General features: G+C 71.9%; 19 protein-coding genes. 7 read left to right on the top strand and 12 right to left on the bottom strand.

Annotation, left to right across the window (positions count from 1 at the left end):
* Nucleotides 1–120: 120 nt before the first annotated feature.
* On the bottom strand, nt 121–1,155 hold the full coding sequence (locus EDD93_RS21460; RefSeq protein WP_260255802.1) for a slipin family protein: 1,035 nt from the start codon (nt 1,153–1,155) through the stop codon (nt 121–123).
* 271 nt (nt 1,156–1,426) lie between these two features.
* Here EDD93_RS21460 and EDD93_RS21455 point away from each other — a divergent pair, with 271 nt between their 5' ends.
* Nucleotides 1,427–1,774, top strand: a complete 348-nt coding sequence (locus EDD93_RS21455; RefSeq protein WP_123526690.1) for a hypothetical protein — start codon at nt 1,427–1,429, stop codon at nt 1,772–1,774.
* A 62-nt stretch (nt 1,775–1,836) separates the two neighbouring features.
* Here EDD93_RS21455 and EDD93_RS21450 read toward each other — a convergent pair whose 3' ends face one another.
* A complete protein-coding gene (locus tag EDD93_RS21450) occupies nt 1,837–2,532 on the bottom strand; it encodes a bifunctional 2-polyprenyl-6-hydroxyphenol methylase/3-demethylubiquinol 3-O-methyltransferase UbiG (RefSeq protein ID WP_123526689.1) in 696 nt (231 codons plus the stop codon).
* Between the two features lie 225 nt (nt 2,533–2,757).
* A complete protein-coding gene (locus EDD93_RS21445; protein ID WP_185092400.1) occupies nt 2,758–3,876 on the bottom strand; it encodes an ADP-ribosylglycohydrolase family protein in 1,119 nt (372 codons plus the stop codon).
* Between EDD93_RS21445 and EDD93_RS39930 the strand changes: the two genes are divergently transcribed.
* Nucleotides 3,861–4,232, top strand: coding sequence for a DUF6343 family protein (locus EDD93_RS39930; protein WP_398904409.1), 372 nt, complete (start codon nt 3,861–3,863; stop codon nt 4,230–4,232). The genes EDD93_RS21445 and EDD93_RS39930 overlap by 16 nt on opposite strands.
* On the opposite strand, the gene EDD93_RS21435 is transcribed toward EDD93_RS39930, so the two are convergent.
* The 4 genes from EDD93_RS21435 to EDD93_RS21420 all read right to left on the bottom strand — a co-directional run bounded on the left by EDD93_RS21435 (nt 4,168) and on the right by EDD93_RS21420 (nt 7,877).
* Complete coding sequence (locus EDD93_RS21435; protein WP_024492382.1) at nt 4,168–4,530, bottom strand: tetratricopeptide repeat protein; 363 nt, start codon at nt 4,528–4,530, stop codon at nt 4,168–4,170. The genes EDD93_RS39930 and EDD93_RS21435 overlap by 65 nt on opposite strands.
* Nucleotides 4,531–4,623: 93 nt before the next feature.
* Entirely contained in the window at nt 4,624–5,226 is a 603-nt protein-coding gene (gene coaE, locus EDD93_RS21430; protein ID WP_123526687.1) for a dephospho-CoA kinase, read from the bottom strand.
* Between the two features lie 106 nt (nt 5,227–5,332).
* A complete protein-coding gene (locus EDD93_RS21425; protein WP_185092399.1) occupies nt 5,333–6,271 on the bottom strand; it encodes a PAC2 family protein in 939 nt (312 codons plus the stop codon).
* Nucleotides 6,272–6,353: 82 nt separating this feature from the next.
* Nucleotides 6,354–7,877 carry an FAD-dependent oxidoreductase gene (locus tag EDD93_RS21420; RefSeq protein ID WP_123527904.1) on the bottom strand — a complete coding sequence of 508 codons (1,524 nt, stop codon included), beginning with the start codon at nt 7,875–7,877 and terminating at the stop codon, nt 6,354–6,356.
* A 333-nt stretch (nt 7,878–8,210) separates the two neighbouring features.
* Here EDD93_RS21420 and EDD93_RS21415 point away from each other — a divergent pair, with 333 nt between their 5' ends.
* Complete coding sequence (locus tag EDD93_RS21415) at nt 8,211–9,173, top strand: right-handed parallel beta-helix repeat-containing protein (protein ID WP_123526685.1); 963 nt, start codon at nt 8,211–8,213, stop codon at nt 9,171–9,173.
* 108 nt (nt 9,174–9,281) lie between these two features.
* Here EDD93_RS21415 and rpsA read toward each other — a convergent pair whose 3' ends face one another.
* Nucleotides 9,282–10,802, bottom strand: coding sequence for a 30S ribosomal protein S1 (rpsA, locus tag EDD93_RS21410; protein ID WP_123526684.1), 1,521 nt, complete (start codon nt 10,800–10,802; stop codon nt 9,282–9,284).
* A gap of 399 nt (nt 10,803–11,201) precedes the next feature.
* On the opposite strand from rpsA, the gene EDD93_RS21405 reads away from it, so the two are divergent.
* Together EDD93_RS21405 and hrpB are read left to right on the top strand one after the other, a co-directional pair.
* The gene (locus EDD93_RS21405) at nt 11,202–12,014 is read left to right on the top strand and encodes a class I SAM-dependent methyltransferase (RefSeq protein WP_123526683.1); all 813 of its coding nucleotides are present in this window, start codon (nt 11,202–11,204) and stop codon (nt 12,012–12,014) included.
* Between the two features lie 49 nt (nt 12,015–12,063).
* Complete coding sequence (gene hrpB, locus EDD93_RS21400) at nt 12,064–14,592, top strand: ATP-dependent helicase HrpB (RefSeq protein ID WP_123526682.1); 2,529 nt, start codon at nt 12,064–12,066, stop codon at nt 14,590–14,592.
* Here the strand turns inward: hrpB and EDD93_RS21395 are convergent.
* Entirely contained in the window at nt 14,579–15,586 is a 1,008-nt protein-coding gene (locus EDD93_RS21395) for a DUF3068 domain-containing protein (RefSeq protein ID WP_123526681.1), read from the bottom strand. The two genes, hrpB and EDD93_RS21395, sit on opposite strands and share 14 nt — an antisense overlap.
* A 75-nt stretch (nt 15,587–15,661) precedes the next feature.
* Nucleotides 15,662–15,799, bottom strand: coding sequence for an SPW_0924 family protein (locus EDD93_RS21390; RefSeq protein ID WP_123469382.1), 138 nt, complete (start codon nt 15,797–15,799; stop codon nt 15,662–15,664).
* 168 nt (nt 15,800–15,967) lie between these two features.
* On the opposite strand from EDD93_RS21390, the gene EDD93_RS21385 reads away from it, so the two are divergent.
* Nucleotides 15,968–16,975, top strand: a complete 1,008-nt coding sequence (locus EDD93_RS21385) for an SDR family NAD(P)-dependent oxidoreductase (RefSeq protein ID WP_123526680.1) — start codon at nt 15,968–15,970, stop codon at nt 16,973–16,975.
* Nucleotides 16,976–17,061: 86 nt separating this feature from the next.
* On the opposite strand, the gene EDD93_RS21380 is transcribed toward EDD93_RS21385, so the two are convergent.
* Nucleotides 17,062–18,825 (bottom strand): lytic transglycosylase domain-containing protein, encoded by a 1,764-nt coding sequence (locus tag EDD93_RS21380; protein ID WP_123526679.1) that lies wholly within the window; start codon nt 18,823–18,825, stop codon nt 17,062–17,064.
* Nucleotides 18,826–19,011: 186 nt separating this feature from the next.
* Between EDD93_RS21380 and EDD93_RS21375 the strand changes: the two genes are divergently transcribed.
* A complete protein-coding gene (locus tag EDD93_RS21375) occupies nt 19,012–19,878 on the top strand; it encodes a DUF4184 family protein (RefSeq protein ID WP_123526678.1) in 867 nt (288 codons plus the stop codon).
* Between the two features lie 70 nt (nt 19,879–19,948).
* On the opposite strand, the gene polA is transcribed toward EDD93_RS21375, so the two are convergent.
* The gene (polA, locus tag EDD93_RS21370) at nt 19,949–22,660 is read right to left on the bottom strand and encodes a DNA polymerase I (RefSeq protein WP_123526677.1); all 2,712 of its coding nucleotides are present in this window, start codon (nt 22,658–22,660) and stop codon (nt 19,949–19,951) included.
* Between the last annotated feature and the right edge of the window lie 125 nt (nt 22,661–22,785).

Genomic DNA, 22,785 nt, shown 5'->3' with positions numbered 1-22,785 from the left:
CCGAGCGGCACCGGATCCCTCCGACTGGCGAGTCTAGGCGGGCGGTCTGACAGCGGACCACGGGCCCGCCGCCGCCCCCGTCCTTGCGGGCGGGGGCGGCGGCGGGCCGGGGTGGTGTCGTCAGTGCCTCGCGAGCGGCTTCGGGCCGGCGGAAGCGGGGCGGGGCCGGGGCCTGGGCCGCGCGGCGGCCGGGGTCTGCTTGGGTGCGGGGGCCGTCCGCGCCGGTCCGGGCGGCGCGGACGTGGCCGCAGGCGCGGGTTCCCCGCCGTCCGCGGACGCCACGGCCTCCACCGGCTCCGCGCCATCCGCGGCCTCCGCCGGCTCGACGGGCGGCGCCGTACCGGCCGGAGCCTTCGGCACCTGCGGTGCGGGCTCCACGGACTGCTGCGGTGTCTGCGGCTGTGCCCGCTCCAGGAAGCGGAGCAGCTCCACCGGGAACGGCAGCACCAGGGTGGAGTTCTTCTCCGCGGCCACCGCCACCACGGTCTGGAGCAGCCTCAGCTGCAGTGCCGCGGGCTGGGAGGACATCTCGGCTGCGGCCTGGGACAGCTTCTTCGAAGCCTGGAGTTCGGCGTCCGCGTTGATGACCCGGGCGCGCCTCTCACGGTCCGCCTCGGCCTGCCGGGCCATGGAGCGTTTCATCGTCTCCGGCAGCGAGACGTCCTTGATCTCCACCCGGTCGATCTGAACGCCCCAGCCGACCGCGGGGCTGTCGATCATCAGCTCCAGGCCCTGGTTCAGCTTCTCCCGGTTGGACAGCAGATCATCCAGATCGCTCTTGCCGATGATCGAACGCAACGACGTCTGCGCCATCTGCGAGACGGCGAAGCGGTAGTCCTCCACCTCGACGACTGCGCTCGCGGCGTCGACCACCTTGAAGTAGATGACGGCGTCGACGCGGACCGTGACGTTGTCCCGGGTGATCCCGTCCTGGGCCGGCACCGGCATCGTCACGATCTGCATGTTGACCTTGCGCAGCCGTTCCGCGCCGGGGAGCACCATGGTGAAACCGGGGCCTCGTACGTCGTCCCGGAGCCGGCCGAATCTGAGCACCACACCCCGCTCGTACTGCTTGACGACCCGGGCGGCGGCCACCGTGTAGGCGACACCCGCCAGGACCAGCACTACCAAAGCGGTCAAGAGCACCTGGACCATGACGGCCCCCTGCCAGCCGGAAACACCGAACACTCACTCCGCGCCGGATATGACGCTATTACCACGGTATGCCCTGTTCCGACAGCAGTCGAACCTCTGCCCGTACATTCCGTACATTCCACGCACCGGTAGCCCGCCCGGCCGTGTCCCGGATGCCGGGCGGGCGGGGAGCGGGCAAGGTGACCAGCGTCAGCACGTACCCCGTGGCACACACGGGCCGCGTGACGGAGCGCGTACGGATGAGCCGGACGAGACAGACGAGGACCTGCCCATGCCCGTGATCGACAACCGACGCCGCCGCCTCGGCACCGCGGCCGGGGCCGCCCTGCTGACCCTCACCGTCGCGGGCTGTTCGGGCCTCGGCCGTACCGCGGTCGGTCCGGTCACCTACACGACCGAGCGCGAGGCCGTGATCATGGTGAACAGCCCCTCGGTGAAGGGCTGCCACCGGCTGGCCCCCGCAGGCGCCAAGGAAGTGCAGAACGGCACCCTGATCGACATCATCCTGTACCGCACCCGGGACTGCACCGGCCCCGGCACGACCTACGTGGCCACCACGGTCACCGACCAGAGGGCGCCCAGCTCGCTGCCCTGGCGCAGCTTCAGCACGGTCCACTGACCGGAGCCCCCCCTGCCCACCGGGGTCCGGGTCACCGGCGGGCGGCGGGGGCGGATCCACGCCTATCCGGGCACGGCCCGCACCCACACCCCGTCGTCGGTGAGATACCGGTCCACCCGGAGCCCGGCCGTCCCGAGATGGTGCTCGAACTGCTCCGTCGACAACGGCCGGGCCCGGAACGTCTGCGTCCATCGCGCGTCGCCGAAGTCGTACTCGGCGCGCACCGAACGCACCCCGTCGCCGACCGGCTCCGAGGAGACGATCCGGATCGTGTACCCGGACGGGTCGACCCGTTCGCGCGGCAGGCCGGTGTGGTAGTCCCCGCCCTCGCGCTGGATGAGCACCACTCCGCCGTCGCGCACATATCTGCGGCAGGTCCGCAGCAGCGCGTCCCGCACCCGGTGGTCGCCCGCGTGCACCAGGAAGGACGCCAGCATCACCACGTCGAACGTCTCCTCACCGAGGTCGAGGGACTCGATGGGGCTGCACACCTTCCGTACGCCGTGCACGTGCTCCAGCATCTGGGGCGACTCGTCCACCGCCGTGACCTCGAAGCCGCCCCGGGCCAGGGGGTGCGTCACCCGGCCCGCGCCGCAGCCCAGCTCCAGGATGCTCGATCCGGCGGGAACCGCCGCCGCGATCACGTCCGGTTCGTCACCCACGGGCAGCCGGGTGTACAGCTCCACCGCACAGCCGTCCGGAGTGATTCCGCCGGGTCCCGTTCCCGAATAACCCTCACGTACCAGTGGTCCGCTCATACTTCGCCGAACGAACGGCCCGCCGGCGCCGTTCCCCTCCTCCCCTCCCCGCACCGCCCTCACACCGGCCGGCGCGCGACCGGTGCGGCGCTGAGGTGCTGGAGGACGTGCTGGAGGTCGCGGGCAACGCCAAGGACCTACGGCGACCACCAGGTCGCGAACGCGGCGACCGTGGAAGCCCTGCGCACCAGGCTCCTGACCGGCTGACGCACGGCCCGGCTCACCTCAGCACCCCGGATAGCGGCCGGACGGCCAGTCCACCGCGTGCTCGAACTCCAGGGACAGGTCGTCGGCCACCTCGGCGATCACCGCCCGCCCCTCGGTGCGCACCAGCCAGGACGGCGGGAGGTGTACGTCGCCGTGGTAGGCGCCGAGCAGGTTGCCGCAGACGGCGCCGGTGGAGTCGCTGTCGCCCGAGTGGTTGACCGAGAGCAGCAGGGCCTCGCCCACCTGGTCCGCGCGCGGCAGCACCAGCGCGCAGTACACGGCGATGGCGAGGGCCTCCTCGGCCACCCAGCCCGCGCCGAGCGACTCCACCTTCTCCGCGTTCGGTGCGCCCCGGCCGGCCAGTTCGAAGGCCGACCGGAGCGCGGCGGCCGTCTCCTCGTGGCCGGGGTGGCGGGCCAGCAGCTCCATGGCCCGCAGTACGGCTCCGGGCAGGGAGTCGCCCTCCAGCAGGTGGGCGACGATCGCCGCGAGCGCGCCGGCCGCGTAGCCGCCGGTGGGGTGGCCGTGGGTGATCCGAGCGCAGCGGGCGGCCAGTGTGAAGGCCTCGTCCGCAGGTCCGCCGGTCAGCCCGAAGGGGGCGGAGCGCATCACCGTGCCGCAGCCCTTGGAGCCGGTGTTGACCGGGCCGGGCCCGCCGAGCGGGGCCCTCGGGTCGGGGGTGTGCCCGGCCGCGAGCCCGGTCAGGCAGGCGTTGCCGGGGGCCCGTCGCGCGTAGAGCCAGGGCTGCTCCCTGAGCCAGCCGGTGCGGATCAGGTCGTCCCCGCCCCGGGCGGGGGGCGCGGGGTGGTTCTGGGTGTCGAGCCAGCGCAGGTAGGCGTGCCTGATGACGGCGGTCTCGGCGCCGCCGATGCCCTTGGACGTGGCCCGGGAGTGGGACCTGATCAGCCCTTCCGCGGTGAAGAGCGTCATCTGGGTGTCGTCCGTGACGCGCCCGGTCACCCCGTCCTCGTCGGCCGTCAGACCGCGTACGCCCTGCTCACCGTGTGCCCGCCGGATACCCGCGAGCGACAGGAACTCCACCGGATTGCCCAGGGCGTCCCCTATCGCGCCGCCTAGCAGGCAGCCCCTGACCCGGGCCCTGCGAACGTACCCGTTTCCCCATGCCGCACCGCTCATCGCCGGCACCCCCGCCATCTCTCGTCGGTCCACTCTCGTGGCTCGGATCCGCCGCATTGCGCCGTCGCGGGTCCATGCTGGTAGGAGAGGCGATGGCCATGCGTACCGGTAGTGAACCGACGACTGCGCGCAGTTCTCTGCGTCTGCGGCTCTGGCTGAGTCTATGGGGCCTGGCCTGGGCCGTCTTCGGCCTGACGGCGTTCACGCTGACGGGCCGCCCGGGGTGGGCCGCCGCCTGCGGCGTGCTCCTCGTCCTGGTCCTGGTGGATCTGGTGGTGATCGTCCACCGCATCAACCGTCGAAGCGAGCGGCCCTCAGGTACTCCGGGTTGGGGTCGAGAGCCGCCGCGAGCCTGAAGTGGCGCGTCGCCCGCTCCGGATGGCCGGCGCGCTCGAAGGTGCGGGCCAGTGCGAAGTGCGCGAAGGCGTTGTCCGGTTCACGTTCCAGTACGAGTTCGAATTCGAGCTCGGCGGGACGCAGTTGGGCGGCCGCGAAGAAGGCACGGGCGCGCAGCAGCCGGGCGGCGGTGTTCTCCGGGTGCGAGGCGATGACCGAGTCGAGCAGCTTCACGGCACCCCGGGGATCGCGCGCCGCCAGCAGCTGCTCGGCCGCGCGGAAGTCTATGACGTGGGTTTCCGGGTTCCTCTCGGGCACAGTCGCATCCTTCCCTCGGCCACCTCGGTGTGAACGTCGCCCCGGGGTCCGGTATTCCGGTGCGGTCCGGGTCGGAGCACGGCGGCTGCGGTCTCAGACCGCCTCGGCCCTGCGCACCAGCTCCGACCAGACCTCACGCACCTGCGGGGCCAGGGCCTCGACCGGTCCGTCGTTGTCGATGACCAGGTCGGCGACGGCCAGCCGCTCCTCCCGGGTGGCCTGCGCAGCCATCCGGGCGCGGGCGTCCGCCTCCGTCATCCCGCGCAGCCGCACGAGCCGGTCGAGCTGGGTCCCGGGACCGGCGTCGACGACGACGACCAGGTCGTAGAGGGGGGCGAGGCCGTTCTCGGTGAGGAGGGGTACGTCGTGGACGACCACGGAACCGGGGCGCGCGGCCCGTTCCAGCTCGGCCGAGCGGGCGCCGACCAGCGGGTGGACGATCGCGTTGAGGGCGGCCAGCCGTTCGGCGTCGGAGAAGACGAGCGCGCCGAGCTTGGGCCGGTCGAGCGTGCCGTCCGGGGCCAGGATCCCGGTGCCGAACGCCTCGACGACGGCGGCGAGCCCGGGGGTGCCGGGTTCGACGACCTCGCGCGCGATCCGGTCGGCGTCGACGAGGACGGCTCCGAGGCCGACGAGCAGCCCGGACACTTCGCTCTTGCCGGCGCCGATTCCACCGGTCAGGCCCACTTTCAGCATGCCGGCAGCCTAGTGCCTGTCCGGCAACGCCCCTTGACGGGAGCGGGCGCCCCGCGTCGCCTCGGTGGAGCGGCGGGCGGACGCGGGGCAGCCGCTCCGGCCGGGGTCAGCTGTCGCCTTCCCGTTCGGCCAGGAACCGTTCGAATTCGAGGCCGATCTCGTCGGCGGACGGCAGGTCCACCGGCTCGGCGACCAGATTGCCCCGGGTCTCGGAGCCCGCCACCGCGTCGTACTGGTGCTCAAGGCCCTCGACCAGCGAGACGAGCTCCTCGTCGCCCTGCCCGATCTGCCGGTCGATCTCCGTCTGGGTGCGGTGCGCCTCGGTGCGCAGGGCGTGCGCGATGGCCGGCAGGACGAGTCCGGTCGCGGCCGTGATCGACTCCAGCGCGGTGAGCGCGGCATCGGGGTAGGCGGAGCGGGCGACGTAGTGCGGCACGTGGGTGGCGACGCCGAGCACGTCGTGTCCGGCCTCCATCAGCCGGTACTCGACGAGCGCCTCGGCGGAACCGGGCACCTGCGCCTCGTCGAACGGGCTGCGGTGGCCGGGCATGAGGTCGGTGCGGTTGCCGTGCGGGGTGATGCCGACCGGGCGGGTGTGCGGGACGCCCATCGGGATGCCGTGGAAGTTGACCGCGAGGCGCACGCCGAGCCGTTCGACGATCTGCTCGACGGCGGCGGCGAACCTCTCCCACTCCACGTCGGGCTCCGGCCCGGACAGCAGCAGGAACGGTGCGCCGGTCGCGTCCTGGACCACCCGGACGTCCAGCGTCGGGGTCTCGTACGACGTCCAGCGGTCGCGCCGGAAGGTCAGCAGGGGACGCCGTGCGCGGTAGTCGACGAGGCGGTCGTGGTCGAAGCGGGCCACCACCTGGTGCGGCAGCGATTCGAGCAGGCCGTCGACGATCTGCTCACCGGTCTCACCCGCGTCGATGTACCCCTCGAGGTGGTAGAGCATGACCAGGCCGGCCGACTCCTGGGCCAGTGCCATGTCGACGACGGCCAGGCCCTTCGGGTCCCACTCGTACAAACTCTGCGGATCAGCCACGGTTACCGCTCCTCCTTGTGTTCCTGAAGAAGAACGCCCCGAGGGGCACGGTCATTCCCTCCCGTGCCCCTTCACATGGTGTTTACCCAAGTACGCGCGCGTGCAGTGCGGTGACCGCCTTCCGTGCCGAGGTGAACGCGCCGTGCTGCCAGGCGTCCGCGTAGCTCAGGTAGTCGCCCGCGAAGTAGACCCGTCCGGCGGCCCGGTTGAGCGGTGCGAAGACCGGGGCGTCGGGGCCCCCGGACAGCGAGTGCCAGGAGGCCTCCAGGTACGGGGTCTGCCGCCAGTGGTGGGAGAAGGACGTGGCGAGTTCGCTCCGGTACTTGTCGCCGTGGATCTTCACGCCCTGGGCGACGGCCCGCGCCTCCCTCTCCGCCGGGGTGAGGGCGGCGTACGCGTCGGCGTTGGCGCCGGTGTTGTAGTACCCGATGATGGTGCCCCGCCTGCCCTGGTGGCCGTAGGACGGGTACCAGATGTGGGCCAGGTCCATGTCGGTCTCGGTGATGCCGCCGTAGATCCGGTGATCGCTCTCCCACCAGCGGCTGCGGTACTCCAGGCCGATCTTTCCGGCCGATGACGGCTTGCAGGCCTCCAGGGCGCTCTGCACGGCCGGGCCCAGGTTGTGGGCGGTCTTGGCAAGGATGTTGGGCGGCAGCGCGGCCACGCAGTAGTCAGCCTGAATGCTGCGGGTTCGCCCGGACCGGGTGTAGGCGACGGTGACGCCGTGCGCGGTGTCGGTGATCTTCGTGACGGCCGCGCCGGTACGTATCCTGCGCTCCCCTATCGCCCGGGTGAGCGCGGTGGGTATCCGGTCCATGCCGCCGACCGGCTGGAACATCAGCATCGCCTGGTCGTACTCGAACTCGAAGGCGAAGTAGCGCCCGACACCGCTGGCGAAGACCTCCGACGCGGAGGGCACGGACCCCAGCTGCTCGCCCGGGGTCCCGGCGGCGGCGGGGTCGACCCGGTAGCCGCGCCGGGGGCTTCCGGTGTAGTCGAGTGTGTCGCCGATATCGCCGAAGTCCTTCAGGAACTCCATGAGCCGCTCCTGGTCGTCGGCGGTGATCTGCCGGTCGAGCGCCCCCTTGTCGGTGGCCTTGGAGAGGAGTTCGGCGACATAGCCGTACACGTCGGCCTTGGCGGTGCGGTAGCGCACCGGGGCCTTCATGCCCGCTTTCTCGTTGTAGATATAGGCGTTGGCGTTCACGTTGGTGAACATCTCGATGGGTACACCGAGTTCGCGGCAGTAGTCGAGGGTGACCATCCACTGCGGGATCCGGCCGGGCCCGCAGTTCATGTACTGGCCGTCGCTGAACCGGGCCGTCTGCCGGCTGCCGTGGATGTCGGTGGTGGAATCCCCGCCGCGCACGGTGAAGTTCCGGCCGCCCGTGCGGCCGCGGGCCTCCAGGACCGTCACGTCGTAGCCCGCCTTGCCCAGCTCGTAGGCGGTGGCGAGGCCGGCGATGCCGCCGCCCACGACGACCACCTTGGCCGCGGCCCTGCCGGTCAGCGAGAAGTCCCCCTCGCTGGGGGCCCGGAAGGCGGGCTCACGGCCCGCGGCCTGGGCCGTGGGGGCGAGGCCGAGCGCCCCCATGGTGGCGAACATGGCGCCCGCACCGCCGGTGATCCCCACGTTGCGCAGAAAGGTGCGGCGACTGTCGCCGGGTGTCACCGAGGAGTGGTGCGAAGTCTGGGTCATGGAGCGGCTCCTGTCCGGATCCTGGGGTTGCCGGGATCCTGGCAAGGCCGTGTTACGCGCCGTCAGTTACTCGTGTATCCCGCACGTTTCTCTCTGTTCACCACGCCCACCACCGGTCCGGCAATGGTCCAGACCTTGACACGGCATCCCGCTGTCCCTACCGTCACTGGGCAGCACGTTCAGAAACTCGCCCCACATTCATGTACGAGAACCCTGAACTCCTGACGGGAAGGCACCCCCATGCGCACCCGCACGCTGCTCCCCGCCCTGCTCTGCACCGCTCTCGCCACCGGTGGCCTGATCCTCGCCTCGGCCGCCACCGCCGGAGCCGCGACGGTCATCGAGGTGGGCACCGCGGCCCAGCTCAAGTCGGCCCTCACCGCGGCGGGCCCCGGCGACACGATCCGGCTCGCGGACGGCACGTACACCGGAAACTTCAAGGCGACCGTCCCCGGCACCGCCTCCGCACGGATCACCCTGACCGGCTCCGCCGGCGCGGTCCTCACGGCCGGCGGCGGCTACGGGCTGCACCTCAACGGCGCCTCGTACTGGACCGTGAAGGGCGTGACGGTCTCCGGCGGTCAGAAGGGCATCGTGACCGACGGCGCCAAGGGCGTCGTCATCGACTCGGTGACCGTGCACGACCTGGACATGGAGGGCGTCCACTTCCGCAAGTCCTCCAGCGACGGCGTCATCAGGAACTCACGGATCTACGACACCGGGCACGACGGCCGGGGCATGGGCGAGGGCGTCTACGTGGGCACGGCGGGCGACCTCTCCGACCGGAGCGACCGGGTCCAGATCCTGGACAACACGATCGGTCCGGACGTCGGCGGCGAGAACGTCGACATCAAGGAGGGCACCACGGGTGCGCGGATCACCGGCAACACCTTCGACGGCAGCGGGCTGACCGGCGCCAACTACGACGACTCCTGGGTCGACGTGAAGGGCAATGACGTGCTGATCGAGGGCAACCACGGCTCCCGTACGACCAACAACGGCTACGAGACGCACACCCAGCAGAGCGGCTGGGGCTGCGGGACCGTCTTCCGGAACAACACCTCGGACCTGTCCGGCTCGACGGGCGACAAGCAGCTCGCAATCAACGTCACCAACAACAGCGGGAGTTGTACCACCACTGTCTACGGCAGCAACACCGTGACCGGCGGCAAGGGCCTCACCAACATTCCCGTCACCCCGTAGACCGGCTCTCCGCGAACCCGTCGCGGACATGAGTGAGGCCCGCCCCCCGAGGGGAGCGGGCCTCACTTTCATCTACTGCAGCCGATGACCGGCCGGAGGGTCAGAGCGTCAGCTCTGGCCGCCCGCCAGCTTCTCGCGCAGGGCAGCCAGGGCCTCGTCCGACGCCAGGGCGCCGGAGTTGTCCGCGGACTCCGAGGAGTACGAACCGCCGCCGCCGCCACCGCTGCCGCCGGAGGCAGCCGGAGCCGCGCCGGCCGGGGCGGCAGCGCCCTCGGCAGCAGCGGCCTCGTCGGCCTCGCGGGACTTGATGACCTGGGCCTGGTGCTGCTCGAAGCGCGTCTGCGCCTCGGCGTACTGGGTCTCCCAGACCTCGCGCTGAGACTCGAAGCCCTCGAGCCAGTCGTTGGTCTCGGGGTCGAAGCCCTCGGGGTAGATGTAGTTGCCCTGGTCGTCGTACGACGCGGCCATGCCGTACAGCGTCGGGTCGAACTCGACCGAGGCCGGGTCGCCACCGAAGGACTCGTTGGCCTGCTTCAGCGAGAGGCTGATGCGACGACGCTCGAGGTCGATGTCGATGACCTTGACGAAGATCTCGTCGTTGACCTGGACGACCTGCTCCGGGATCTCCACGTGGCGCTCGGCCAGCTCGGAGATGTGGACCAGGCCCTCGATGCCCTCGTCGACGCGCACGAACGCACCGAACGGAACGAGCTTGGTGACCTTACCGGGAACAACCTGCCCGATCTGGTGCGTCCGGGCGAACTGCTGCCACGGGTCTTCCTGCGTCGCCTTGAGCGACAGGGAGACGCGCTCGCGGTCCATGTCCACGTCGAGAACCTCGACGGTGACTTCCTGGCCGACCTCGACAACCTCGGAGGGGTGGTCGATGTGCTTCCAGGACAGCTCGGAGACGTGCACGAGACCGTCGACGCCACCCAGGTCCACGAAGGCACCGAAGTTGACGATCGAGGAGACGACGCCGGAGCGGACCTGACCCTTCTGGAGGGTCGTGAGGAACGTCTGGCGAACCTCGGACTGGGTCTGCTCGAGCCAGGCACGGCGGGACAGGACCACGTTGTTGCGGTTCTTGTCCAGCTCGATGATCTTGGCCTCGAGCTCCTTGCCCACGTACGGCTGGAGGTCGCGGACGCGGCGCATCTCGACGAGCGACGCCGGCAGGAAGCCCCGGAGGCCGATGTCGAGGATGAGACCACCCTTGACGACCTCGATGACGGTACCGGTGACGATGCCGTCTTCTTCCTTGATCTTCTCGATGGTGCCCCAGGCACGCTCGTACTGAGCGCGCTTCTTCGAGAGGATCAGGCGGCCTTCCTTGTCCTCCTTCTGGAGAACCAGGGCCTCGATCTCGTCGCCGACCTTGACGACCTCGTTGGGGTCGACGTCGTGCTTGATCGAGAGCTCGCGGCTCGGGATGACACCTTCGGTCTTGTAACCGATGTCGAGGAGGACCTCGTCGCGGTCAACCTTGACGATGACACCATCAACGATGTCGCCGTCGTTGAAGTACTTGATCGTCTCGTCGATGGCCGCGAGGAACGCGTCCGCGTCGCCGATGTCGTTGACCGCAACCTGCGGAGTGGTGGCGGTGGTCTCGGTGCTGCTCGTCATGTGGGAAAGGGCTCCGGTACGGACAGTGAGTCGAAGTTACTGCTACGCCGTGAGCCCGTATCGCCTCTGCAGAAGCCGGACAGCCTGGGAAGCGCCGAATCCCGCGAGCGGGAGGCGCCTCGTGAACCGAGGGGACATACAACAGATGCGAGCGCGGCCTGCTAGGTCTGAGGCGCGCAGGCTCGCAGCGCAACTTGTAGCATACGGGGGCAGCAGGGCAGGGTCAATGCGCGAAGGCGCACACCAGGGGCGGAAGGCCCCATACCCGGCACAACTCGTGTTCACCGAGGCCACATCGGCCCCGATGGTGGCCGGGACACACGGGTTGGCGCCACCCAGATCTCCCCTTGGTACGTACCGCGTACGACGGGGTGAAGGCAAACTACAGCGACGGGCACGATGAGCCAAGAGACCGACCGGACCGAACCCGAGGTGACGCGCCGCAGCGCCGGCGAGGCCGAGAGCAGCAGGGCCAGCCGCGGCTGGTGGAACAGCAACGCCGACGAGTACCAGATAGAGCACGGGACCTTCCTCGGCGACGACAGGTTCGTCTGGGGCCCGGAGGGTCTCGACGAGATGGAGGCCGGGCTCCTCGGCCCCCTGGACGACCTGGCGGGTCTGGACATCCTGGAGATCGGGGCGGGCGCGGCCCAGTGCTCCCGCTGGCTGGCCGCCCAGGGCGCCCGCCCGGTCGCCCTGGACCTCTCGCACCGCCAGCTCCAGCACGCGCTGCGGATCGGCGGCGGCGTCCCCCTGGTCGAGGCGGACGCCGGGGTGCTGCCCTTCCGCGACGGCAGCTTCGACCTGGCCTGCTCCGCCTACGGGGCGGTGCCGTTCGTCGCCGACCCGGTCCAGGTGTTCCGCGAGGTTCACCGAGTGCTGCGGCCCGGCGGCCGCTGGGTCTTCTCGGTCACGCATCCGGTCCGCTGGGCGTTCCCGGACGAGCCGGGGCCCGAGGGCCTGTCGGTGGCCGCCTCCTACTTCGACCGCACCCCCTATGTCGAGCAGGACGAGCGCGGCGAAGCCGTCTACGTCGAGCACCACCGGACCGTCGGTGACCGGGTGCGGGACGTGGTGGCGGGCGGCTTCCGCCTGGTCGACCTGGTCGAACCGGAGTGGCCGGCCTGGAACAGCCAGGAGTGGGGCGGCTGGTCGCCGCTGCGCGGCAGCCTGATCCCCGGGACCGCGATCTTCGTCTGCGAGCGCGACTGAGCCACCGGCCGGTGCGGGGCGCGGCGCCACGCCGTACGAGACTGGGCACGTGATCCGCACCGACGCCCTGGACCAGCTGCCCGTCCGCACCGCCGTGCCCGCGCTGCGGCGGGCCCTCGACGACCGGGGCACGGCCGTGCTGTGCGCACCCCCCGGCACCGGCAAGACCACTCTCGTCCCGCTGGTCCTGGCCGGGCTGACCGGCGACGGGCCGGTGCGCCGGGTCGTGGTGGCCGAACCCCGGCGGATCGCGGCCCGTGCGGCGGCACGGCGGATGGCCTGGCTGCTCGGTGAGCGGCCCGGCGAGCAGGTCGGGTTCACCGTGCGCGGGGAGCGGGTGACGGGCCCGCGCACCGTGGTGGAGGTGGTCACCACCGGGGTGCTGCTCCAGCGGCTCCAGCGCGACCAGGAGCTGTCCGGCATCGACGTGGTGATCATCGACGAGTGCCACGAACGCCATCTGGACGCCGACACCGTGGCCGCGTTCCTCCTGGACGTACGGGAGGCGATCCGGCCCGATCTGCGGCTGGTCGCCGCGTCCGCGACGACGGACGCGCAGGGCTGGGCCCGGCTGCTCGGGGACGCCCCGGTGGTCGAGGCACAGGGGGTGTCCCATCCGGTGGAGGTGGTGTGGGCGCCGCCGGCGAGGCCGGTGCGGCCGCCGCACGGGATGCGCGTGGACCCGGCGCTGCTGAGCCATGTCGCCTCGGTGGTGCGGCGGGCGCTGGCCGAGCGGGACGGCGATGTGCTGTGTTTCCTGCCCGGGGTGGGCGAGATCGGCCGGGTGGCGGGGCAGCTGTCCGGCGTCGCGGCCGAGGTGCTCCAGGTGCACGGGCGGGCGCCGGCGGCGGTGCAGGACGCGGTGCTGGCCGGTTCGTCCGAGGGGCGCCGGGTGGTGCTCGCGACCTCGGTGGCGGAGTCGTCGCTGACCGTGCCCGGGGTGCGGACCGTCGTCGACTCGGGGCTGGCCAGGGAGCCGCGCACCGATCACGCCCGGGGCCTGAGCGCCCTGACGACGGTGCGGGCCTCGCAGGCGGCGGGCCGGCAGCGGGCGGGCCGGGCCGGCCGCGAGGCCCCCGGGGCGGTGTACCGCTGCTGGGAACAGGCGGAGGACGGGCGGCTCGCCCGCTTCCCCTCCCCCGAGATCAAGGTGGCCGACCTCGCCGCGTTCGCACTCCAGGCGGCCTGCTGGGGCGATCCGGACGCGACGGGACTCGCCCTGCTCGACGCACCGCCGGCCGGTGCGATGGGCGCGGCCCACGAAGTGCTGACGGCGATCGGCGCGGTCGCCGCCGACGGCCGGGTGACCGCGCGCGGCGTCCGGATGTCCCGGCTGGGGCTGCATCCACGGCTGGCCAGGGCGCTGCTGGACGGGGCGGCCGAGGTCGGCGGGCGCCGGGCCGCCGAGGTGGTGGCGCTGCTGAGCGAGGAGCCTCCCCGGGAGTACGGGGACGACCTGGCGGCCGCGTTGCGCACCGCGCGCCAGGGCAAGGACGCCTACGCGGCCCGCTGGCGCCAGGAGGTACGGCGGCTGTCGTCCTCGCTGAAGGACGCGAAGGACGCGAAGGGCGGGGAGGACGGTGCCGGCGGCGGGCCGGGGCCGGACGATGCCGCCGTCGGCCTGGTGGCGGCCCTCGCGTTCCCGGAGCGGGTGGCGCGGGCCCGCGGCGAGGGGGCGTTCCTGATGGTGTCCGGCACGGGCGCGGAGCTGCGGGACGGCTCACGGCTGCGCAGCGCCGCCTGGCTGGCCGTCGCGGTCGCCGACCGTCCGGCGCACGCCGCGTCGGCGCGGGTCCGGCTCGCCGCCGTCATCGACGAGGACACGGCACGCCTGGCCGCCGGGCACCTGCGGTTCGCGGGCGAGGAGGTCCGCTGGGACGGCCACGACGTGGTGGCCCGCCGGGTGGAACGCCTCGGCGCCGTCGAGCTGTCGGCGCGCCCGCTGAAGCAGCCCGATCCCGCCCTGGTCCGCGAGGCCCTGGTGGAGGGGCTGCGGCGGGAGGGGCTCGGCCTGCTGCGCTGGACCCGGGACACCGGAGCGCTGCGGGAGCGGCTGGCCTTCCTGCACCGGGAGCTGGGCGAGCCCTGGCCGGACGTGTCGGACGAGGCGCTGCTGGACCGTACCCAGGAGTGGCTGGAGCCCGAGCTGTCGCGGGCCCGGCGCCGCTCGGCGCTGGCCGGGATCGACGCCGGGCAGGCGCTGCGCAGGCTGTTGCCGTGGGCGACCGGCGAGGCGGCCCGGCTGGACGAGCTGGCGCCGGAGCGGATCGAGGTGCCGAGCGGTTCGCGGATCAGGGTGGAGTACGGCGGGGCGCAGCCGGTGCTGGCGGTGAAGCTCCAGGAGCTGTTCGGGCTCCAGGAGACCCCTCGGGTGGCCGGGGTGCCGGTCCTGGTGCACCTGCTCTCCCCGGCCGGGCGCCCGGCCGCGGTGACGGCCGACCTGGCCTCGTTCTGGCGGGAGGGCTACCGGGCGGTGCGCGCGGAGCTGCGTGGCCGGTACCCGAAGCATCCGTGGCCCGAGGACCCGGCGACGGTGGAGGCGACCCGGTTCACGAAGGCCCGGCTCAAGCGGGAGTAGGTTCCGGGTCGGGGACGGGTTCCGGTGCGGCGTGCGGCCTCGGTGCGCCCGGCCGCCGGGAGCGGGCCTCCAGCCAGAGCGAGAGGGCCAGGAGCGCCGCGCCGAGGAGGAGGAAGCCCCAGGGCAGGTACGAGGTCAGCAGCAGGACCAGCACCCGCTGGGACTTGACCTGGTCGACGATCGAGGCGATGTAGTCCTCGCGCATCTTCACGTGCCCGGCGAACACGGTGACGGTGTCCTCGGGCATGCCCATCGCCTTCGCGTTCCGCATCTCCTCCTTGTGGATCTCCTCGCCGTTGACCGGCGCCCCGGTGACGGGGTCGACCCAGAACATCCGCTTGGTGGTGTACCAGCGGGTCATCCCGGTCTTGGCGATCTGCTCGGGGGTGATGCCCTTGATGGGCATCGTCTTCGGCATCGGGACCTTCGTCCACGGGATGGTCTGCTCGAAGTAGTAGACCTCCATGCCCCGGAAGTTCTGGGTGCCCTTGTAGTGAATGGGCGAGCTGGTGCGGGTCTGGGCGTCGAAGTACTCGTAGTCGCGCTTCTCCGTAAGGAAGGGCCACTTGTACTCGATGCCCTCGCGGCTGACCCGGTCGCCGTCGACCATCTCGCCGGTGGCGTGCACCGGGGCCTGGCTGTGCGCGTCGAAGATGTAGCGCTCGGGGATCTTGGACACCATCTTGCCGTCCGGACCCTGAACGTAGGAGAGCGCGTTCCAGACGACCACGTCACGGCCGGCGCTGCGCTCGATCTTCTCGGACGCCTCCACGTCACCCTTGAGCGTCTGCACGATGGTGATCTTGTCGACCTTCTTGGCCGTGAGGGTGCTGTAGTCGAGCAGGGTCGCGGGCTTCGCCTCCAGCACCGTCTCCTGGTACTGGTTCGGCGGGATCTTCGCCAGCCGGGGGAAGGCGTACCAGCGCAGCAGCGGCGACAGCGCGGCGAAGAAGACGGCGAAGGCCAGGAGTACGAGGCTGGCTCGGCGGCGCATGGGGTGTCCTCCCTCTGCATTGCGTGGTGCGGACGGCGTGGTGCGGTGATGGCTTCGTGCGGCGGGTGCGGGCGGCTAGTTCTTGGGGCCCGGGACGGTGGTCAGCAGGGGTTTGGGCGAGGTCTCGCCGGGTGGTGCGCCCACCGCGCTGATGGTGAGCACGAGGGCGAGGGCGGCGGCCAGTCCGATGGCGGCGGCGACTAGGGCACGCAAACTCGGCCTCCCGGGGCGCGGAACTGATGGGGCGTCAGGGCTGGGGCACCGTAGCAACCGGGGCGCGAGATGAGAACACCCGGCGTACCCCGCGACCGGAAGGGGAGACGGCCGGCCCCGCGATATCGCCCTCCGGAGCCCGCAGGACCGCGGCATACAGTCGGCGCCATGACTCATCACCCCCACAGCTCCCCCAGCACTCCCGGCCCCGGCCCCGCCCCGGTCTCCACCCGCTTCACCGCTTCCAGCACCGCGGACGAGGTACTGGAGGGCGTCGACCTCACCGGCCTCCGCGCGATCGTGACGGGAGGCTCCGCCGGGCTCGGGAAGGAGACGGCCCGCGCGCTGACGGCGGCCGGGGCGGAGGTGACGCTCGCCGTCCGGAACACCGCCGCGGGTGACGCCGCCGCCGGGGCGATCCACGAGTCGGCCGGGGGCGTCCGGCCCCGGGTCGTCCGCCTCGACCTCGCCGACCGGAGTACCGTCACGCGGTTCACCGACACGTGGAGCGGCCCGCTTCACCTGCTGGTCAACAACGCGGGCGTGGTCACCGGCGGCCTGGAACGCACCCGCGAGGGCTGGGAGTTGCAGTTCGCGACCAACCACCTCGGCCATTTCGCCCTCGCCACCGGCCTCCACGAGGCCCTTGTTCTGGGCGCCGCCGACCGCGACGGGGCACGGATCGTCTCGGTCAGTTCGACGGCCCACATGCGTGCCGGCATCGACTTCGACGACCTCCACTTCGAGCGTCGCGCCTATGACCCGCAGATCGCCTACGCCCAGTCGAAGACGGCGAACTCCCTGTTCGCCGTCGAGGCGACCCGTCTCTGGGCATCGGACGGCATCGTCACGAACGCGGTGAACCCCGGCGGTGTCGCGACGGGGCTGCAGCGCAACTTCACCGCGCGGCAGAAGGCCTCCCTCGACGCGGCGGAGGCGGCCGGTGTGTTCTCGTACAAGTCGGTCGGGCAGGGCGCCGCCACCACCGTCGTCGCGGCCGTCGCCCCGGAGTTCGCCCACTCCGGAGGCCACTACCTCGACGATGCGCAGGAGGCCCGCACCGTGCCGGACGACGCCGAACTCGCGCAGCACCCGCACGGCGTCAAGGAATGGGCACTCGACCCCGACGACGCCAGGCGCCTCTGGGCGGTCTCGGCCGAACTGCTGAGCCCCTGACACCTCACGCCCGGCACCCGTCACGACGGCGAACAGCCCCCGCGCCGGGTCCCGGCGCGGGGGCTGTTGCGGTTACGGACGTCAGGTCAGGCGCCGGCCTCGGGGCCTGTCCCGGTGCCGGTCTCGGTGCCCGTTCCGGCGCCGGTGCCGGTTCCGGCATCGGTCGCCGCTTCGACCGTCAGCTCGATGACGACGGTGGCGCCGCCCTCGGCGGTGAGGCGCAGCTTGTACGTGCCCGCGGTGTCACCGGCGTGGATCTTGGCGAGGACGAGCTTCCCGTCGGCGTCGGTGCTCAGCTCCGTCAGAGTGCGGACCTGCTTGCCGTCCTTCTCCTCGAAGTAGGGGCCCTTGTCGTTCTCGACCGGCTTCTCGTCGTCGGTGATCATGGTGGCGGTGACGGCGACACCGTCGGCGGCCGCCTTCTTGTACAGCGCCTTGAACGCGATGTCGTCGAAGGTGGCGCCGGTCTCGGCCGTCAGCTTCTCGGTGCCGGTCCTGGCGATCGTGTCGGCCTGCCTGGCGGTGACCGTCGCGGGGTAGCTCACGGCGGGCAGCGAGGTGCCGGTGGCCGTCGCCCGCACGGTGAACCCGCCCGTCTTCTCGCCCGCCTTCAGTACGGGTGCGGTGACCGTGCCGTCGGCGCCCGTGGTGAGGATGACGGTGCGCTTCCCGCCGGTGAAGGCGGCGTCGGTGTCACCGGTGACGGCGAAGGTCACGGACACCTTGGCGAGCGGGCCGCCGAGGCCGTTCCGCGCCCGCACCTTGATCCGCTCGGCGAACGCGTCGCCCGCCGTGGCGGTCAGCTCGCCGGTGCCCGCGTTCCGCACACCGGCGAGGACCTGGGACGGCGTGGGGTCGGGCGTCAGCGGCGGGTAGGACGGCTTCTCGGCCGGACCGCCGGGGTCCGACGGGCCGGGGCTCGGCTTCGAAGGGGGCTTCGGAGTCGTCGAACCGTGCGGCGTGGGCGACGGGCCGGGTGAGGGCGTGGTGCCGGCGCGGCCGGGGGCCGGGTCCCGGACGGTGTCGTTGCCGCTGCCGAGGACGGCGGGCAGGACGCCGCTGCCGTCCGGGACCTCGTGGGTGCCGCGCTTGTAGTACTCGAACCAGGAGCGGACGGTACGCAGGTACTCGTCCGAGTGGTTGTAGCTCAGGACCGCCCGGTCCAGGTCCGCGGCGAGCGACAGGTCGCGGGAGCCGGCGCAGAGGTAGCGTCCGGCGGCCAGGGCCGCGTCGTAGATGTTGTTGGGGTCCTTGCGTCCGTCGCCGTTGCCGTCCTGGCCCCAGGTCTCCCAGGTGGACGGGATGAACTGCATCGGGCCGACCGCGCGGTCGTGCGTCGAGTCCCCGTCGTAGGCACCGTTGTCGGTGTCCTTGATCAGGGCGAAGCCCTGGCCGTTGAGGGCCGGGCCGAGGATCGGGGAGAGCGTGGTGCCCTGCGCGTCGACGCGGCCGCCGCGGGCCTGGCCGGACTCGACCTTCCCGATCGCGGCGAGGAGCTGCCACGGCAGCCGGCAGGCGGCGTCCGTGCCCGCGACGGTCTGCTGGGTCTTCTTGTACGCCGCCAGGATCGAGGCCGGTATGCCCGATTCCGCGCTGCCGGTCACCGGCAGATCGACGGAAGTACCGGGCTTGTCCGGCGTGTTCAGCGGCGGGAGGTCCGTGAAGTAGGGCGAGTTGCCGGAGGCCGCGTTGTCGTCCGACGGCGTCGCACCGGCGGCGGGCTGGTCGTCCTCGGACGCGATCAGGGGCGAACCGGGGCCCTGCGACGCGGAGAGTGCCGCGACGGCGGCGGCGGCCACAGCAGTGGTGGTCGCTCCTCTGCGCAGTCGGCGACCGAATTGCACTGCCATAACGTGTGGGCCCTCCCCGTCGTCGGCTGTCCGCGCTCCCCTGCGCCTGGACTCAGGCGACCCTACGGCAACTTGTGGCGCCCGAACACAGCGGCCTTACCGCTTCTCACCGGTTTCTCACGTTCCGGGCCACAACGTGTACAGGGGGCGGCGGCCCGGTGACGGTGGCTCACCCATACTTCGACCATGCCGTTCACTCTCAGCCATGCCGCGGCCGTCCTGCCGGGGCTCCACCGCGACGGAACAGGGCGCGGGCCGCTCGTCGCCTCGGCTCTCGTCGCCGGTTCGTTCGCCCCCGACCTCACGTACTACGCGGACACCGCCGTTCCCGGCGCCATGGAGTTCGGGGAGGTAACGCACGCGGTGTGGGGCGTGTTCACGGTGGACGTCCTGATCACGGCGGCGGCCGTCGGGCTGTGGCTGCTGCTGCGCGAACCACTGGTGGCGCTGCTGCCTCGGAAGCGTCAGGGGCGGGTGTACGCGCTGGTACGGGGAGCCCGTCGCGCCCCGGGGCGTCGGGGGGCCCGGGACGGTGCGTGGTTCGTGGCGTCGGCGGTCATCGGGGCCGGTACGCACGTCGTCTGGGACGCGTTCACCCACCACGACCGGTGGGGGGTGCGGCTGGTGCCGGTGCTCAGCCGTGACGTGGGCGGATACCCGGTGTTCCAGCTGGTGCAGTACGGCACTTCGGCCCTGGCGCTGACCGTGCTCGCCTGGTTCACGCTCTCCGCGCTGCGGCGCACCGGCGCGCAGCCGGCGCCCGCCTCCGTTCCGGTGCTGGAGCGGCGGGCGCGGTGGTACGCGGGCGGAGCCATCGGGCTGTGCGTGCTGCTGGGCACCGCTCACCGGTGCGCGCGCTGGTACGCGTACTTCGGGCACATCAACACCCCGCTCGACATCATCCCGACCGCGTGCTTCGGCGCGGGCGCCGGACTCGCGGTGGGGCTGGTGCTCTACGGGGTGTGGATGCGGCTCCCGGGACGCGGCGGACCCGGCGCACCGCCACTGCCCGCTGCGGAACGGGCCCGCAGCACGAACCCGTCCGACAGCTGAGGGCGGCGCCCGCCGGGGCCCGGGGACGCGCAGGACCCGCGCGGCCCGGGGGCCCCGACGGCCCCGGCTTTCAGTGCGCCGCGGACTCCCAGTCCGTGCCGACGCCGACCGACACATCGAGCGGGGCGCGCAGCTGCACCGCGGTCGACATCTCGTGGCGCAGGATGCTCTCCACCTGCTCCCGCTCGCCCGCGGCGATCTCCAGCACGATTTCGTCATGCACCTGGAGGAGCATCCGGGACGTCAGCTCCGCCTCGGTGAGCGCCCGGTCGACCTGGAGCATCGCGACCTTCACGATGTCCGCCGCCGTGCCCTGGATCGGGGCGTTGAGCGCCATCCGCTCGGCCGTCTCCCTGCGCTGGCGGTTGTCGCTGTTCAGGTCGGGCAGGTAGCGGCGGCGGCCGAAGACCGTCTCCGTGTAACCGGTGGCTCGGGCCTCCTCGACCACCCGGTGCAGATAGTCACGGACCCCGCCGAAGCGCTCGAAGTAGGTGTCCATCAGGCCGCGGGCCTCGCCCGCCTCGATGTTCAGCTGCTGGGAGAGGCCGAACGCGGAGAGACCGTAGGCCAGCCCGTAGCTCATGGCCTTGATCTTGCGCCGCATCTCCGGGTCGACGGCGGTCTTCTCGACGCCGAAGACCTGTGAGGCGACCGTGGTGTGCAGGTCCTCACCGGAGGTGAACGCCTCGATCAGGCCAGCGTCCTCGGAGAGGTGGGCCATCACCCGCAGTTCGATCTGGCTGTAGTCCGCCGTCATGAGCGTCTCGAAGCCCTCGCCGACGACGAAGCCCCGGCGGATCGCCCGGCCCTCGTCCGTACGGACGGGGATGTTCTGCAGGTTGGGGTCGGTCGAGGAGAGCCGGCCGGTCGCCGCCACCGTCTGGTTGAACGTGGTGTGGATGCGGCCGTCCGCCGCGATCGTCTTGACCAGGCCCTCGACCGTCACCCGGAGCTTCGCCTGCTCGCGGTGGCGCAGCATGATGACGGGCAGCTCGTGCTCCGTCTGCGCGGCCAGCCACGCCAGCGCGTCGGCATCCGTGGTGAAACCGGTCTTCGTCTTCTTCGTCTTCGGCAGACCCAGCTCGCCGAACAGCACTTCCTGGAGCTGCTTGGGCGAGCCGAGGTTGAACTCCCGGCCGACCGCCGCGTGCGCCTCCTTCACCGCCTGCTGCACGGCGCCCGCGAACTGCTGCTCCATGCCCTCCAGATGGGAGCGGTCCGCCGCGATGCCGTGCCGCTCCAGGCGGGCCAGCAGGATGGACGTCGGCAGCTCCATGTCGTGGAGCAGCTCGGCGGCGCCGACCTCCTTGAGCCGGGTGGTGAACGCGTCCCCGAGGTCCAGGACCGCACGGGCCTGCGCCATCAGCGCGTCGGCCTCCGCGCGGTCGTCCGCGCCGAAGGCGAGCTGCCCGTCCGAGGCGGCCGCCGGGGCCAGCTCCCGCCCGAGGTACTCCACCGCCAGGGCGTCCAGCGCGAAGGAGCGCCGGCCGGGCTTGACCAGGTACGCGGCGAGCGCGGTGTCCATCGAGACGCCCTCGATCCGCCAGCCGTGCTCCGGGAAGACCCGCATGGCGCTCTTCGCGTTGTGCATGACCTTCGGCCGGGTGGCGTCCGAGACCCAGGCCGCGAACGCCTGCTCGTCGGCCTCGTCGAGCTGTGCGGGGTCGAACCAGGCGGCGGCCCCGCCGGCCGCGGCGAGCGCGATCTCGGTGACCGTGCCGCTGCCGAGCGCCCAGGTGTCGGCCGTGGAGACGCCGAGCGGCTGCCCGCCGTGCTCGGCCAGCCAGGGGGCGACCTCGCCCGCGCCCAGCACCGCGCCGTCCAGCTCGATGCCCGCGGCCGGCGCCGGGGCCTCGTCCTCCGCCTTGCCCGGGTCCACGGCCAGCAGCCGCTCGCGCAGGCTCGGGTTGCGGATCTCCAGCACGTCGAGCACTCCGGTGACCGCGGTGCGGTCGTACGGGGCGCGCTCGAGGTCGACGGGGGTCTTCGGCAGCGCGACGTCGCGGACCATCTCGGTCAGCCGCCGGTTCAGCCGCACCGCGTCCAGGTGGTCGCGGAAATTCTGCCCGGCCTTGCCCTTGACCTCCTCGGCCCGCTCCACCAGCTCGTCGAACGAACCGAACTGGTTGATCCACTTCGCGGCCGTCTTCTCGCCGACCCCGGGGATGCCCGGAAGGTTGTCCGACGGGTCACCGCGCAGCGCCGCGAAATCCGGGTACTGCTGCGGGGTGAGCCCGTACTTCTCCTCGACCTTCGCCGGGGTGAAGCGGGTCAGCTCGGAGACACCCTTGGTCGGGTACAGCACCGTCACGTTGTCCGTGATCAGCTGGAAGGAATCCCGGTCACCGGTGACGATCAGCACCTCGAACCCGGCCGCCTCGGCCTGGGTGGCCAGCGTGGCGATCACGTCGTCCGCCTCGAAACCGTCGATCGCGAAACGGTCGGCGTGCATCGCGTCGAGCAGCTCCCCGATCAGCTCGACCTGGCCTTTGAACTCGTCCGGGGTCTTCGACCGGTTCGCCTTGTACTCGGGGAACTCCTCCGAGCGCCAGGTCTTGCGGGACACGTCGAACGCCACGGCGAAATGCGTCGGCGCCTCGTCACGCAGCGTGTTCGCCAGCATCGACGCGAAGCCGTACACCGCGTTCGTCGGCTGCCCCGCCCCGGTCGTGAAATTCTCCGCAGGCAGCGCAAAGAACGCCCGGTACGCCAGGGAGTGCCCGTCCATCAGGAGCAGGCGCGGTCGGTTGTCTGCCGTCTTCTTCGATGCCGTCTCAGCCACGCCCCCGATCCTGCCACGTACCACTGACAATCCGGACCGGCCGCGGTCCGCGGCCGCCCCCGGACCGCTCGGCGGGCCGCTGCGGCGCGCCGCGTGCCAGGATCGGGAGAGAAGGAAACACGCAC

It is taken from the genome of Streptomyces sp. 840.1 (genome assembly GCF_003751445.1).
Classification (GTDB): domain Bacteria; phylum Actinomycetota; class Actinomycetes; order Streptomycetales; family Streptomycetaceae; genus Streptomyces.
This window is presented reverse-complemented; position numbering and strand designations above follow the sequence as displayed.

What these genes read in the sequence shown, in the direction of transcription:
- EDD93_RS21460 (WP_260255802.1), bottom strand. Translation starts at nt 1,155, where the DNA reads ATGGTCCAGGTGCTCTTGACCGCTTTGGTAGTGCTGGTCCTGGCGGGT.
- EDD93_RS21455 (WP_123526690.1), top strand. Translation starts at nt 1,427, where the DNA reads ATGCCCGTGATCGACAACCGACGCCGCCGCCTCGGCACCGCGGCCGGG.
- EDD93_RS21450 (WP_123526689.1), bottom strand. Translation starts at nt 2,532, where the DNA reads ATGAGCGGACCACTGGTACGTGAGGGTTATTCGGGAACGGGACCCGGC.
- EDD93_RS39930 (WP_398904409.1), top strand. Translation starts at nt 3,861, where the DNA reads ATGCCGCACCGCTCATCGCCGGCACCCCCGCCATCTCTCGTCGGTCCA.
- EDD93_RS21445 (WP_185092400.1), bottom strand. Translation starts at nt 3,876, where the DNA reads ATGAGCGGTGCGGCATGGGGAAACGGGTACGTTCGCAGGGCCCGGGTC.
- coaE (WP_123526687.1), bottom strand. Translation starts at nt 5,226, where the DNA reads ATGCTGAAAGTGGGCCTGACCGGTGGAATCGGCGCCGGCAAGAGCGAA.
- EDD93_RS21420 (WP_123527904.1), bottom strand. Translation starts at nt 7,877, where the DNA reads ATGTTCGCCACCATGGGGGCGCTCGGCCTCGCCCCCACGGCCCAGGCC.
- EDD93_RS21415 (WP_123526685.1), top strand. Translation starts at nt 8,211, where the DNA reads ATGCGCACCCGCACGCTGCTCCCCGCCCTGCTCTGCACCGCTCTCGCC.
- rpsA (WP_123526684.1), bottom strand. Translation starts at nt 10,802, where the DNA reads ATGACGAGCAGCACCGAGACCACCGCCACCACTCCGCAGGTTGCGGTC.
- EDD93_RS21405 (WP_123526683.1), top strand. Translation starts at nt 11,202, where the DNA reads ATGAGCCAAGAGACCGACCGGACCGAACCCGAGGTGACGCGCCGCAGC.
- EDD93_RS21395 (WP_123526681.1), bottom strand. Translation starts at nt 15,586, where the DNA reads ATGCGCCGCCGAGCCAGCCTCGTACTCCTGGCCTTCGCCGTCTTCTTC.
- EDD93_RS21385 (WP_123526680.1), top strand. Translation starts at nt 15,968, where the DNA reads ATGACTCATCACCCCCACAGCTCCCCCAGCACTCCCGGCCCCGGCCCC.
- EDD93_RS21380 (WP_123526679.1), bottom strand. Translation starts at nt 18,825, where the DNA reads ATGGCAGTGCAATTCGGTCGCCGACTGCGCAGAGGAGCGACCACCACT.
- EDD93_RS21375 (WP_123526678.1), top strand. Translation starts at nt 19,012, where the DNA reads ATGCCGTTCACTCTCAGCCATGCCGCGGCCGTCCTGCCGGGGCTCCAC.